The sequence below is a fragment of the Advenella kashmirensis WT001 genome, assembly GCF_000219915.2.
In the GTDB taxonomy this organism is placed as follows: domain Bacteria; phylum Pseudomonadota; class Gammaproteobacteria; order Burkholderiales; family Burkholderiaceae_B; genus Advenella; species Advenella kashmirensis.
This window is the reverse complement of record NC_017964.1, coordinates 514,437-527,037: the sequence shown is the minus strand read 5'-3', so window position 1 is coordinate 527,037 and position 12,601 is coordinate 514,437. Positions and strand designations below refer to the sequence as shown.

Annotated in this window: 9 protein-coding genes and 5 pseudogenes; 4 read left to right on the top strand and 10 right to left on the bottom strand. The window is 54.7% G+C overall.

What is annotated here, in order from left to right:
* The first annotated feature begins 70 nt into the window (after window positions 1-70).
* The 3 genes and pseudogenes from rpoH (at window position 71) to TKWG_RS25695 (ending at window position 3,967) form a co-directional block, all read left to right on the top strand.
* Window positions 71-948, top strand: a pseudogene (rpoH, locus tag TKWG_RS02460) (RNA polymerase sigma factor RpoH).
* A 347-nt stretch (window positions 949-1,295) separates the two neighbouring features.
* Entirely contained in the window at window positions 1,296-1,601 is a 306-nt protein-coding gene (locus TKWG_RS25700) for a cation:proton antiporter domain-containing protein (RefSeq protein WP_264300268.1), read from the top strand.
* A 2-nt stretch (window positions 1,602-1,603) separates the two neighbouring features.
* On the top strand, window positions 1,604-3,967 hold the full coding sequence (locus TKWG_RS25695; protein ID WP_264300267.1) for a cation:proton antiporter: 2,364 nt from the start codon (window positions 1,604-1,606) through the stop codon (window positions 3,965-3,967).
* Window positions 3,968-4,106: 139 nt separating this feature from the next.
* On the opposite strand, the gene TKWG_RS02450 is transcribed toward TKWG_RS25695, so the two are convergent.
* From TKWG_RS02450 to TKWG_RS02430, 5 genes and pseudogenes are all read right to left on the bottom strand, one after another.
* Window positions 4,107-4,754, bottom strand: a complete 648-nt coding sequence (locus TKWG_RS02450; protein WP_014749300.1) for an SCO family protein — start codon at window positions 4,752-4,754, stop codon at window positions 4,107-4,109.
* Between the two features lie 134 nt (window positions 4,755-4,888).
* Entirely contained in the window at window positions 4,889-5,791 is a 903-nt protein-coding gene (cyoE, locus tag TKWG_RS02445; RefSeq protein ID WP_014749299.1) for a heme o synthase, read from the bottom strand.
* A pseudogene (locus TKWG_RS02440) lies at window positions 5,788-6,818 on the bottom strand (COX15/CtaA family protein). Before TKWG_RS02440 ends, cyoE begins: the two are co-directional and overlap by 4 nt.
* Before the next feature lie 85 nt (window positions 6,819-6,903).
* Window positions 6,904-7,479: a membrane protein gene (locus TKWG_RS02435; RefSeq protein ID WP_014749298.1), complete on the bottom strand. Its 576-nt coding sequence runs from the start codon at window positions 7,477-7,479 to the stop codon at window positions 6,904-6,906.
* Window positions 7,476-8,216, bottom strand: coding sequence for an SURF1 family protein (locus TKWG_RS02430; protein ID WP_014749297.1), 741 nt, complete (start codon window positions 8,214-8,216; stop codon window positions 7,476-7,478). Before TKWG_RS02430 ends, TKWG_RS02435 begins: the two co-directional genes overlap by 4 nt.
* 71 nt (window positions 8,217-8,287) lie before the next feature.
* On the opposite strand from TKWG_RS02430, the gene TKWG_RS02425 reads away from it, so the two are divergent.
* Entirely contained in the window at window positions 8,288-8,500 is a 213-nt protein-coding gene (locus TKWG_RS02425; protein ID WP_014749296.1) for a twin transmembrane helix small protein, read from the top strand.
* A 254-nt stretch (window positions 8,501-8,754) separates the two neighbouring features.
* On the opposite strand, the pseudogene TKWG_RS02420 reads toward TKWG_RS02425, so the two are convergent.
* The 5 genes and pseudogenes from TKWG_RS02420 to coxB all read right to left on the bottom strand — a co-directional run.
* Window positions 8,755-9,629, bottom strand: a pseudogene (locus TKWG_RS02420) (cytochrome c oxidase subunit 3).
* Window positions 9,630-9,660: 31 nt separating this feature from the next.
* The gene (locus TKWG_RS02415; protein WP_014749294.1) at window positions 9,661-9,885 is read right to left on the bottom strand and encodes a DUF2970 domain-containing protein; all 225 of its coding nucleotides are present in this window, start codon (window positions 9,883-9,885) and stop codon (window positions 9,661-9,663) included.
* Window positions 9,886-9,914: 29 nt separating this feature from the next.
* Window positions 9,915-10,025, bottom strand: coding sequence for a cytochrome oxidase small assembly protein (locus TKWG_RS24385; RefSeq protein ID WP_226817222.1), 111 nt, complete (start codon window positions 10,023-10,025; stop codon window positions 9,915-9,917).
* A gap of 9 nt (window positions 10,026-10,034) precedes the next feature.
* A pseudogene (gene ctaD / locus TKWG_RS02410) lies at window positions 10,035-11,637 on the bottom strand (cytochrome c oxidase subunit I).
* Window positions 11,638-11,725: 88 nt separating this feature from the next.
* Window positions 11,726-12,538: pseudogene (gene coxB / locus TKWG_RS02405) on the bottom strand (cytochrome c oxidase subunit II); the annotation flags it as partial.
* Between the last annotated feature and the right edge of the window lie 63 nt (window positions 12,539-12,601).

Below are 12,601 nucleotides of genomic sequence, written 5' to 3'. Positions count from 1 at the left end.
AGCACTCAGCGACAGAGAGTGCTAATATATAAGTACTTTGAATATTCCTAGTCAGGAGATATACAAAACCATGTCAAATCAAGCGCTTACACTGCAAAATTCGATTGCCTCGGCGATTTCCAATCCGGGCGCCTGGGCACGATCGAGTCTTACATTAGTGCTGTGAATCGCATCCCCATGCTCACACCCGAGCGTGAGCAGGAATTGGGCGCGACCCTTCAGGAAAAGGGCGATCTGAACGCTGCACGCGAACTGATCATGTCCCATCTGCGGCTGGTTGTCTCCATTTCCCGCCAGTATCTGGGTTATGGGCTGCCCCACGCCGACCTCATCCAGGAAGGCAATATCGGGCTCATGAAAGCGGTCAAACGTTTCGACGTGACCCGCGGCGTGCGCCTGGTGTCCTTTGCCGTACACTGGATCAAGGCCGAAATTCATGAATACATCATCCGCAACTGGCGGTTGGTGAAAATTGCCACCACCAAGGCGCAACGCAAACTGTTCTTCAATTTGCGCAGCATGCGCCCCGATGGCCAGACCCTCACGCCAGAGCACATTGAAGGCATTGCCTCCAAGCTCAACGTGCGCCCCGAAGACGTCAGCGAAATGGAAGTACGCCTGACCGGCCGCGACATGTCGCTTGAGTCGCAAGACGACGACAACGATGATTTCGCGCCCATTTCCTATCTGTCCGACGAAGGCGAGCAGGAACCTGGTACGGTACTGGATCGGCGCGCACATGACGATATGCAGGGCACAGGCGTGTCCAACGCGCTGGCCGTGCTGGATCCCCGCTCCCGTCGCATTATCGAAGCACGCTGGTTGCAGGACGAGGGTGGCGGTTCTACCCTGCATGAACTGGCCGATGAATTCGGCGTGTCGGCCGAGCGTATCCGTCAGATTGAATCGGCCGCGCTCAAGAAAATGCGTGGCGCATTCGCCTCATAACGCTATCACGCTGCTTGCAGCAGGCAACAAAAAGGGCACCGCTGCGGTGCCCTTTTCTGTTCCAGCAAATACATTCCCGATACGTAACCGTCTGAAATATTCAGGATGAAACTGCCGGAACTTCCCCACAAATGGTTTGACTAATCTTCATGATTCGCTCATCCCTGTCTCTGACACATGTTCGAATCCGTCCGTTTCTGCTTCTCCTCTTTCCCCTCCCCTTTGAAACGGATGTTAAGGGTGCTTCTTGATGAGGCACCTTTTTTTTGCCCGCGCCAAAGATATCGATCTGCACAAAAACATATCCGGGTATAGTTGATTTCCGCCGCACCAGAATATGTTCTCGCATGGAAATCCAATACTTCGTATTTGCACTGGCCGGGCTGCTAACGATCGCCTGTTTTATGCCCTCACTGGCAAGCCGGCTGGGTTTGCCGCATACCGTCACGCTCGCAATTCTGGGCGGCGCATTGGGATTGATTGTCCAGGCCAATGGCATTCACTGGCCCTTTATCGGCGATTTCCTGCATGCCCTGCACGGGTTCTCCATTTCATCCCAGACCTTTCTGATTGTCTTCCTGCCCATCCTGCTGTTTGAAACATCCATGGCGATGAATGTGCGTCGCATTATGGTCGACATCAGCCCATACTAACCATGGCCATTGTGGCGGTTCTGGTCTGCACCGTCAGCGTTGGTATGGTCATGGCCGAGTTTTCAGGCTACAGCCTGGCGGTGTGCCTGCTGCTTGGCGCTATTGTGGCTACCACCGACCCGGTCGCCGTGGTCGGCATTTTCCGCGAAGTGGGCGCGCCCAAGCGGCTGACCACGCTGGTCGAAGGCGAATCACTGCTCAATGACGCCGCCGCCATTGCCCTGTACACCGTTTTCATATCCGTTATTACCCGCGATGCAACACTCAGTATTGAACACATCGCCGGTCACTTTCTGTACAGCTTTCTGATCGGCGGGTTTATCGGCTTTATCTTCGGCCATATTACCTGCCGGCTTTTTCATTATATGCGCGGCTGGCCCACTGCCGAAATCAGCCTGACCATCTGCACGGCGTATCTGACCTTTTTCATTTCCGAGCATTATTTCCACGTATCCGGCGTCGTCGCTACCGTGGTGGCGGGGCTGGTCGTGGGATCAGCGGGTCGCACACGGATGTCGCCCTCCACTTTTGAACAGCTTGGACACGCATGGGAACAGTTCGGGTTCTGGGCCAATTCGCTGATTTTCATTCTGGCAGCTATGTTGATCCCGCGCCTGGTCGTTGACCTGGATTTGAAGCAGGTGCTACTGCTTGTCCTGCTGTTCATCACCACGCTTGCCGCGCGTGCTGCCGTTGTGTTCGGCGTGATCCCGCTGCTGACGATGTTTAAAATGTCTACCTATGTGAGTCGACCGTTTCGCGCAGTCATGTGCTGGGGCGGCTTAAGGGGCGCCATCTCGCTCGCGCTGGCTCTGGCGGTGACAGAGCAGACGGCGATTCCTGCCGATGTGCGCCATTTTGTCGCAGCGGCCACCACCTGCTACGTGCTGGCTACATTGCTGATTAACGGCCTGACCCTGCGATTGCTGATTTCCAAACTGGGACTGGACCAGCTCAGCCCGGTAGAGCAAGGGCTGCGCAATCAGGCATTGGTCATTGCCCTGGACGACGTCAAGGAACAAACCGACGCACTGGCCGGCTTGCTCAAGGTAGAGGCCAGCGCCAAACAACAGGTGGATGCCATATTTGCCAAGGGGATGGCCGATATCCAGAAGGACGAAACCGATTATCTAAGCAAGGGTGATCGACTCTCTGTCGCGCTGGCGATTATTTCCAACCGGGAAGAAGAACTGTTTTTTGATTCGCTGAAGAAACAGCTGATTCCCTGGCAGGCAGCCCAGACCCTGCTGTCCAATGCCGAGAATCTGGGCGATGCCGCCCGTGCCGGTGGCGCGCGTGCCTACACCCGCGCCCTGCGCAATGACATTCGTTATACCAATGCCTTCAAGATTGCCCTGCGCTTGCAGACCACGTTCAACTTCAGCCCATGGCTGGCTCATGAACTGTCCCAGCGCATTATCAAGCTGATCAGCAAGCACTCTGTGGTCAGCCAACTGGTGCGCTTTTGCCGCGACGATCTGACACCCTTGCTGGGGCAGGAAATTGCCGGCAAGGCTGAGCGTATCCTGCTCGCCAGGCTGCATACTATCGACAACGCGCTCAGCGCCCTGAACCTGACGTATCCGGTCTACGCGCACTGGACCCAGGAAGATTATCTGGCGCGGATCGCCCGCTCACTGGAAGTGACGCGCTATAACGAAATGCTGGAACAGTCGCTGGTGACCAAGGAAGTTTATAACAACCTGATTGCCCAGGTGAATCAACGTTGGGAGCCGCTGTTTCGCCATCCCAGCCTGGACGTATCGCTCAGCGCCAAGGAACTGGTCAAGCGCGTGCCACTATTCGAAGAGATGGACGATACCGCCCTGACGCAGTTGAGCAGGCTGCTGCGGCCCCGCCTGATGCTGCCCAATCAAACGATCCCGCAAGTTGACCGGTACGGCCACAAACTGATGTTCTTTGTCGCCTCCGGGGCGGTTCTGATCACGCTACCCGACTCTTCCCGCGTGGAACTGGGCTCCGGTGAAATGCTGGGTGAGTTGAGCATGCTCACCGATAAGACCCTGACGCAAAGCGTGCGATCCATGGGCTACTCCAAGCTGCTGTTTCTGCAGGCACGGGATTTTCACGCACTGATGAAAAAATTCCCCGATATCAAGGAAAAAATTGACCTGGTGGTCAAACATCGGTTGCGGGCGCTGGAGGTGTGGGAACAATATGCTGCCAAATCGGCAAATGCAACCGACGGCATGGACGAATCGGAAACGGCGGCAGCACCCGGTGGTATTTCGAGCCGCTCACAAGAGGAACTGCAGGACCTGACCGCGATGAGCGAGCCGAGACAGACCGACACAAGAGAGTCCGAGCAACCCGATAGCGATAACCGCGTTATTGAGAAAAACTGATTAGGGATATGCCCACAACAGATAATGAGGATCGCCGGCAGTCTGCCCGGCGCGCGCCCAATCGTAAGACAGGACGATGCCCGGACCGGGGCTGTGATCGTGCTGTCGCCGATGTAATACGACAGCCACTTGTAAATCGCTACAGCAGCTTCTGAATATCTGCTGCAATCGCTTCGGGCGCGGTGTTGGGTTTGATCAGCAGCCGTGACTCTCCCTTGCCGTCCAGCACATACAAACCGGAACTGTGCTCCATGGTGTAGCTCTGACCGCTATCGACCTTTTTGTAGTACGCCTTGAAAGAAGCGGCCACCTTGGCAATTTGCTCGTCCGACCCGGTCAGACCCACAAATGAAGGATCAAAAGCGCTCACGTACTGCTTCATGACAGTCGGCGTATCACGTTGCGGATCAACGCTGATCATGATGATCTGCACCTGGTCGCGCTGTTCGGGAGTAAGCTTTTCCCTGACCTGGGCCAGTTCTGCCATGGTGGTGGGGCATACGTCGGGACATTGCGTAAAGCCAAAGAAAATCACCATGACCTTACCGCGATAGGCCTTCTGCAGCTCGATAGCAGTGCCATTCTGATCGACCAGCTCAATATCCTTGCCGAATCCCGTTCCAGTGATGTCGGTACCGTTAAAGCTGCCAGCCGTAGCGGTTGCATTGGCTGAAACCGCATTGCCGGCGCTATCGGACGCGCTGTTATCGCAGGCAGCCAGCGCAGTCGCCAAGGCCATTGCAAGGACCGTTCGGGCTGCAAATCGCAGGGACAGAAACGACTTCATGATTTACTCCAGGAAACAATAAAAACCCGTGCAAGATGGGCAGATACCAGGCGCCAGGAAATGCTTGCGATGCCTGGCAGGCAGCAGGCTCGATCATCATAGCCGTCAATGACCATCAATGACCGGTCGGGAAACTAACCCGCCACGCCGGACATCAGAATCCAGTGATCGATCAGCAGGGCCATGAACAACAGGGACAGATAAAGGATCGAATAGCGGAAAGTCCTGCGGGCCAGTTCGTCACTGTATGCCTTGTAAAGCTTGTATGCATAACCGATGAAAATGGCGCCCAGGATCAGCGCGCTGGACAGATACATATAGCCGCTCATGCGAATCACAAATGGCAATACGGTAATCACCAGCAGCATGAAGGTGTACAGCAGGATATGCAGGCGCGTAAAGTCCTTGCCATGCGTAACCGGCAGCATGGGCAGGCCCGCATTGCGATAATCATGCTCGCGATACAGCGCCAGCGCCCAGAAATGCGGCGGGGTCCACACGAAGATAATCAGCACCAGCAACCACGCCTCTGCGGGCACGGCATTGGCCACCGCCGCCCAGCCCAACGCCGGCGGCATGGCGCCGGACAGGCCGCCGATGACGATGTTCTGCGATGTGCGCGGCTTGAGGATAATGGTATAGATCAGCGCATAACCGATAAAGGTGGCAAAGGTAAGCCACATGGTCAGCGGATTGACCAGGTGATACAGCACCAGCATGCCGGCGCCGCCGACCACGCCCGACAGAATGATCACCTGCAAGGGAGTAATTGTTCCCTTGGCTGTCGGCCTGCGTGCCGTACGCAACATGCGCGCATCAATCTCGAACTCAATCAGACAATTGATGGCAAACGCCGCAGCCGCAAGCAGCCAGATGCCAATGGTGGCAGCAATCAGGATCTGCACCGGCGGCAGGCCCGGCGAGGCCAGGAACATACCGATAACCGCGCAAAACACGGCCAGCTGGGTCACGCGCGGCTTGGTCAGGACAAGGTACTGTCGCAACAGTCCGGCATCAGGATGGATAGCAGTTGTCATAGTGGCAGAAACGACCCTTTGCCGCCGCGGGACATACGCACCATCAGGGTCACGCAGGCTATGGTAAGCCCGGCAGCACCCCCTGTATGCAGTACCGCGATAAGCAACGGCCATTGAAAGAAAATGGTTGTGAGGCCGGTCAGCACCTGAACAATAAGCAGCCCGATCAGCAAATGGGCTGGCCCTTTCAGACCGGCTTCCCGACGCGCCACAAAGGCCAGCGCAAACAGGAAAACAAAAACAAAAAAAGCAAAATTGCGATGTGTCCAGTGTATCGCGGTCAGCGCCTCTTGAGAAATGATTTCTCCCGACGGCAACTCACCCAGCGCTCGCACCAGAGAAAAGCCGCCCTGATAGTCCATCTCGGGCACCCAGGCACCGTGACAAGTGGGAAAATCCATACAGGCAAGCGCCGCGTAATTGGTGCTGACCCAGCCTCCCAGAAACAACTGCACAATCAGCACAATGAACCCTAAGGCCATCCATGGTCGCCAGCACGCGCGCGCGCGGCAATGCCTACATGCGGCTTTTCACGGGCGGCCAGCCAGGTCATCATAGCCAATAGCAGCATACCCAGCACCAGATGCGTGGTCACCACCAGCGGCATCAGCTTGTGCGTCACAGTCCAGGCCCCGAAGGCGCCCTGCAGGCAGACTGCGATCAGGGTAACCGTGGCCAGCACCGGCGATCTGCCAAGCTCACGGCGATAGCGCCATGCCATGTACACGATCCCGATAATCATCATCCCCAGCAGCGTGCCCCAGTAGCGGTGAATCATTTCGATCCAGGCTTTTGACATGGACACCGGACCAAAAGGTTGCTGCTCAAGCGCATTGGCGATATGTTCAGACGCGCCCAAGGGGCTGGCCTTGCCATAACAACCCGGCCAATCGGGGCAGCCCAGCCCTGAATCGGTCAGGCGCACAAAGGCGCCAAACATAATCAGATCCAGCGTAAAAAACCAGGTCAGAAACACCAGCCTGCGATAGCGGCTGCGAATGCGTTCAGTTGCCGTGTTCATATGCATCAGCCAATCGTCGAAGCATGCAGCAATTTGGCCAGATCACCACGAAAACGTACCGGATCAGATTCCTTGCCGGGGTAATGCATAATCAGGTTGCCATTGGGATCAATAATCCACAGGTACGAATCCATTTTCTTTTCGACCGCAACTGCATCCCCTGTACGATCGGCCCGTCCAGCAGAAAATCGCTCAGCGCCTTGGGATCAGCCCGCAACATGATCGTGCCTTTATAGGCTTCCATCACTTTTTCCGGGATAGGCTCATTATCGGTCACGAACCAGATTCGCTGAATACGGTTTACGTTCTTGCCCTGGCTGGCGTGGCCATTGCGGGTGAAATGCAGTTTCTGTGCGCAGGAATCCGGGCAGGCGCCGCCATCGGATGTGACCAGCAGCCATTTGCCTTTTAAGGTATTCAGATCGAAAGACTTGCCATCCAGCGTGGTCAGGCTGAGCGCTTCTGACGATGGCATGGGCCGCTGTGGCTGAACAAAATTGCCGTAATTGGTCGCACCGTCTGGTCTCAGGGAAGGCACATAGTACAGCAGCGCAGCTGCAATCATGGGCACGATACAGCTCAGGATAATAAGATACAGCGGCATAATGGAGCGCTTTGCGCCCGGCTTTGCGGGAGTCCCTGATGACGATGGACGGGTGGTATTCATGACGACGACGTTTCCTTTGTACTTTTCAGACGCAGCCGGATCAGGCTGATCAACAAGGCCAGGGCGGCAATGGCGGCGAAACTGAACCATTGCAATGCATAGCCGATATTTTTATCCGCATCAATAGAGGGATGCGGCCAATCACGCACCAGCCCCTGCTCGGAGGAACCGGTTTGCAGCACCACCAGCGGCAGCATATGCAAGCCACTGGCCTTGCCAAATTCAGTCAGATCCAGATTCTGTACCTGGGGCAGCGGTCCGCTGCTTTGGGGGATCTGTTCGGGCAATTGCGCCACGGCCTTGCCGAAATTCCATAGCTCAAACAGGCGCGGCACCCGCAGAGCGATCTCGCCGCTCACCGTCTGCCTGCCTTCTGGCAGCGCAAATTCAGGCATGGCAGACGGCGTCAGCACTTGCGGGAACCACCCTCGCAATACCAACACCGCGTCGCGCGAATTATTGTCAAGCAACAGGGGCGTGGCAAGCCAATAACCCGGGCGACCGTTCTGATTACGATTGACCAGCACGCTGAAGGCGCCCAGCCAATGGCCGGTGACGGTTGCAGGACGCCATGGCACGATATCGGAAGACGGGATACGCTTGTCAATGGCCAGCGGCGGCAACGCCTGTCCGCTTTCAATCTGCTGCGCAGTCGCGCGGCGCTCGTCGGCGCGATGCAACTGCCAGCGACCCAGCGAAACGAAAACCACAGTCAGCAATGCCAGCAGAATCAGCATCGTTACTGTTTTCCAGTTTATTAATTTTCGTTTCATTACTACAATAATCTATTCCAGTCAGGAGTTAATCCATGCGTATCTTTATCGGACTCGCCTTTCTCGTCATCATAGGCAGTCTGGCGTCGGCCTTTTTCTACCTTATGCGCGACAAAGGCACAACCAATCGCACAGTCAACGCCCTTACTCTGCGTATTGCGCTATCCATTGTGCTGTTTTTGTTTGTCCTGTTTGCCCATTACATGGGGTGGATCGACAGCACGGGCATTGATCAGCCCGTTCGCTGAAACAGCGCCCCCGGGCACGGCCCCGCCATGCAGCGGCGGCTGGACAGCGCGTTTTTTATCCCGCATTAAACGGCCAGAGTCAGCCTCAATACCATGCTAGATGCCCGCCTGCAGCGGCACAACTAGGCTATCTAATGGTACCTTAAACATCATACCGCCAATGACAGCGCTTTGCTGTAACAGCATCGCGTTGCGCTGAAACAGCAAAGGGTCGGTTTTCCGACCCTTTGCCTTTTATCGAACCGTTGGGTAAATCAGAACCAGTAAACGAACAGGTACAGACCCAGCCAGACCACGTCCACAAAGTGCCAGTACCAGGCAGCACCCTCAAAACCGAAGTGATGATCGGCAGTGAAGTGACCGCGAAGCAGACGGAACAGAATAACCGTCAGCATGGTTGCACCAAGAATCACGTGGAAACCGTGAAAGCCGGTCAACATGAAAAACAGAGAACCGTAAATACCAGAATCGAAACGCAGATTCAATTCCGTATAGGCATGAATATATTCTTCAGCCTGGAAAAACACAAATGTGAACCCCAGGACAACGGTCACGAACAACCAGAAAATGGTGCTCTTGCGATGGTTGGCACGCAAGGCATGGTGAGACAGAGTCAGCGTCAGGCCTGAGGACAACAGCAACAGTGTATTGATTGTCGGCAGCCAGAAAGGGCCGATAGTTTCAAAATGACTGACGATACCTGCAGGACCCAGGTTGGGCCACTGGCCAGTAAAGCCCGGCCACAGCAGCAACTGGTGATCCATGTCACTCAGCCAGGGCGTAGTCACTTCACGCGCATACCAGAGTGAGCCGAAGAAAGCGGCAAAGAACATCACTTCAGAGAAGATGAACCAGCCCATACCCCAGCGGTAAGACAAGTCGATGCGCTTGCTGTTCATGCCGGCCTCTGACTCACGGATGGCATCGCCAAACCATTGGTAGAGCACGACAAACAGGGCCAGCAGCCCAAACAGTACGAGATACTGCCCGTAAGGCACTTTGTTAATCCAGTCACTGCGCCGATCAAAATGATCAGCATTATGACACTTGTCTTAACTGGATGGGCCGAATCGGCCGGCACGTAATAATACGGTGCTTCTTTTACCTGAACCGAGTGGCTCGCACTCATAATGTTCTCCCTCATGGAACGCTTTGACCAACTAGGTGAGGCTGGTTATCGCCCAGCGCGCCACCATCACCAATAAAATAATAAACAGGACTGTCGCTATGATGCCACCCAGGATCAGATGTACCGGATTCAAGCGGGAAATGTCGTCCTGATAGCCCGAACCGCGGCGCACGCCGAACAGCCCCCACAGCACTGCTTTCATGGTCTGAAAGAAGTTGAGCTTTCTCTTGGACAAATCCCGTAAATCTTCACTCATTGCTACATCCTTCCCAAATGTCAGCGGCGTTAAGCCGCAGACAGTACATGACCGAAAATAGCCCACAGGAAGATTGCAACTACCAATCCGGCCAGGATCAAACCAACAATCCTGTTCCTACGTTTTTGCTCTGGTGTCATAACGCGATGTTACTTGACAACAGGCGGCGTTTCGAATGTATGGAACGGCAACGGCGAAGGCAATGTCCACTCCAGTCCTTCCGCGCCTTCCCATACCTGGGCAGTCGCAGTCTCGCCAGCGCCACGGTATGTTTTCACAATGATGTACAAGAACAGCAATTGCGAGAATCCGAACCAGAAGGCACCGATAGTGGCAATCTGGTGGAAGTCTGTAAACTGCGGTGCGTAATCGACATAACGACGCGGCATACCAGCCAGTCTCCAGGAAGTGCATCGGGAAGAACGTCAGGTTGAAAGACAGCATGGTAGACCAGAAGTGGATCTTGCCCAGTTTCTCGTTATACATGCGGCCTGTCCATTTTGGCAGCCAGTAATAGGTACCCGCAAACAGCGCAAACAGTGAGCCGGCTACCAGCACGTAGTGAAAGTGAGCCACAACATAATAGGTATCGTGTACAGCGATATCAATTGGTGCAACCGCCAGAATCAGGCCGGTAAAGCCGCCCAGGGTAAACACGAAAATAAAGCCAACGGAGAACAGCATGGGCGTTTCGAAAGTAAGCGAACCGCGCCACATGGTGGCAACCCAGTTGAACACTTTCACGCCCGTAGGAATAGAAATGAGCATGGTTGCGTACATGAAGTACAACTGTCCGGTAACCGGCATACCCGTTGCAAACATATGGTGAGCCCAGACGATGAACGACAGCACGGCAATCGCGGCAGTCGCATACACCATGGACGCATAACCAAACAGGCGCTTGCGAGAGAAGGTAGGAATGATGGCCGACACAATACCGAAGGCCGGCAGAATCATAATATACACTTCAGGGTGACCGAAGAACCAGAATATGTGCTGATACAGAACCGGATCACCACCGGCAGCGGCGTTGAAAAAGCCTGTACCAAAATGACGGTCGGTCAGCAACATGGTAACGGCAGCAGCCAGCACCGGCATAACAGCGATAAGCAGGAATGCCGTGATCAGCCATGTCCAGCAAAACAGCGGCATTTTCATCAATGTCATGCCAGGCGCGCGCATGTTCAGAATGGTCACGATAATATTGATCGCACCCATGATGGACGAGGCACCCAGGATATGCACGGCGAAAATGGCCATGTCCATGCCAGGACCCATTTGCAGCGACAGCGGCGCGTAAAGTGTCCAGCCGGCAGCCGTGGCGCCACCAGGAACAAAGAACGAGCCGGTCAGCAAAATGGCGCCGACAGGCAGCAGCCAGAAGCTAAAGTTGTTCATCCGCGCAAAAGCCATATCGGAAGCGCCGATCTGCAACGGAATCATATAGTTGGCAAATCCAACCAGCGCAGGCATGATCGCACCAAAAATCATGATCAGGCCGTGCATGGTGGTGAACTGGTTAAACAGATCAGGCTGGAAGAACTGTATTCCCGGTTCAAACAGCTCGGTACGAATCAGCAACGCCAGCGCGCCGCCCTCCAGCAGCATGATGAACGAGAATAACAGGTACATCGTACCGATATCCTTGTGATTGGTGGCAAACAGCCAGCGGCGCCAGCCCGTTGGGGCTGCGTGGTGATGGTCATCGTGTCCGTGATGATCAGGAGCGTGACCCACTACTGTACTACTCATTTTTGACTCCTTGCCTGCTGCGTGCCTGGCTTGCAGATATCACAGGCGCAATATTGCGAATATAAAGTTCCGAATGTCATTTTCATTTTGCTGCCACTTTCTGCTGCTCTGCAATCCACTTGTCATAATCTTCCGGAGATACGACGCGCACTACGATTGGCATGAATGCATGGTTCTGGCCACACAGCTCGGCACACTGGCCGCGATACGTACCCACCTTGTCGGTGCGGAACCAGGCATCGCGCAGGAAGCCGGGAATGGCATCCTGCTTCACGCCCAGCTCAGGTACAAAAAATGAATGAATGACGTCGTCGGCAGTGATCACGACGCGGACTTTTTTACCTGCGGGAACAACCAGTTCGTTATCCACTTCCATCAGGTAAGTATTGGATTTCTCGGCGCTGCCTTCGATCTGATCGTAAGGCGTTGTCATATTGGAGATGAAATTGATACCCTTGGCCTTGCCATCCAGGTACTCGTAACCCCATTTCCACTGATAGCCGGTTGCCTTGACAGTGATATCAGCGCTGCTGGTATCTTTCATTGCCACTACGGTTTTCGTTGCAGGCAGGGCCATTGCGATCACGATAATAAACGGAACCACTGTCCAGGCCACTTCCACGCCCATGTGCTCATGGAATACAGAAGCCTTGAAACCCTTGGATTTGCGGTGCGCCCAGATTGAGTAGAACATGACGCCGAAGACGGCAATAAAGATAACAGTACAGATAATCAGCATCATGATGTGCAGACTGTACATGCTTTCGGCTATTTCGGTGACACCCTTATGCAGATTGACTTGCAATACCTTAGGACCACCTGGCATATCCTGGACCTGAGCCCACGCCGTACAGGCTGGCAGGAGCGCTCCAAGACCAAGTAAACCTTGCAACTTCTTCATGTTGACCTCATTTTTGTGCGCTGTTCCGTTTTTCGTATGAAACTGATCGGATCGCGCCTGATT

What these genes read in the sequence shown, in the direction of transcription:
- TKWG_RS25700 (WP_264300268.1), top strand. Translation starts at nt 1,296, where the DNA reads ATGGAAATCCAATACTTCGTATTTGCACTGGCCGGGCTGCTAACGATC.
- TKWG_RS25695 (WP_264300267.1), top strand. Translation starts at nt 1,604, where the DNA reads ATGGCCATTGTGGCGGTTCTGGTCTGCACCGTCAGCGTTGGTATGGTC.
- TKWG_RS02450 (WP_014749300.1), bottom strand. Translation starts at nt 4,754, where the DNA reads ATGAAGTCGTTTCTGTCCCTGCGATTTGCAGCCCGAACGGTCCTTGCA.
- cyoE (WP_014749299.1), bottom strand. Translation starts at nt 5,791, where the DNA reads ATGACAACTGCTATCCATCCTGATGCCGGACTGTTGCGACAGTACCTT.
- TKWG_RS02435 (WP_014749298.1), bottom strand. Translation starts at nt 7,479, where the DNA reads ATGAATACCACCCGTCCATCGTCATCAGGGACTCCCGCAAAGCCGGGC.
- TKWG_RS02430 (WP_014749297.1), bottom strand. Translation starts at nt 8,216, where the DNA reads ATGCTGATTCTGCTGGCATTGCTGACTGTGGTTTTCGTTTCGCTGGGT.
- TKWG_RS02425 (WP_014749296.1), top strand. Translation starts at nt 8,288, where the DNA reads ATGCGTATCTTTATCGGACTCGCCTTTCTCGTCATCATAGGCAGTCTG.
- TKWG_RS02415 (WP_014749294.1), bottom strand. Translation starts at nt 9,885, where the DNA reads ATGAGTGAAGATTTACGGGATTTGTCCAAGAGAAAGCTCAACTTCTTT.
- TKWG_RS24385 (WP_226817222.1), bottom strand. Translation starts at nt 10,025, where the DNA reads ATGACACCAGAGCAAAAACGTAGGAACAGGATTGTTGGTTTGATCCTG.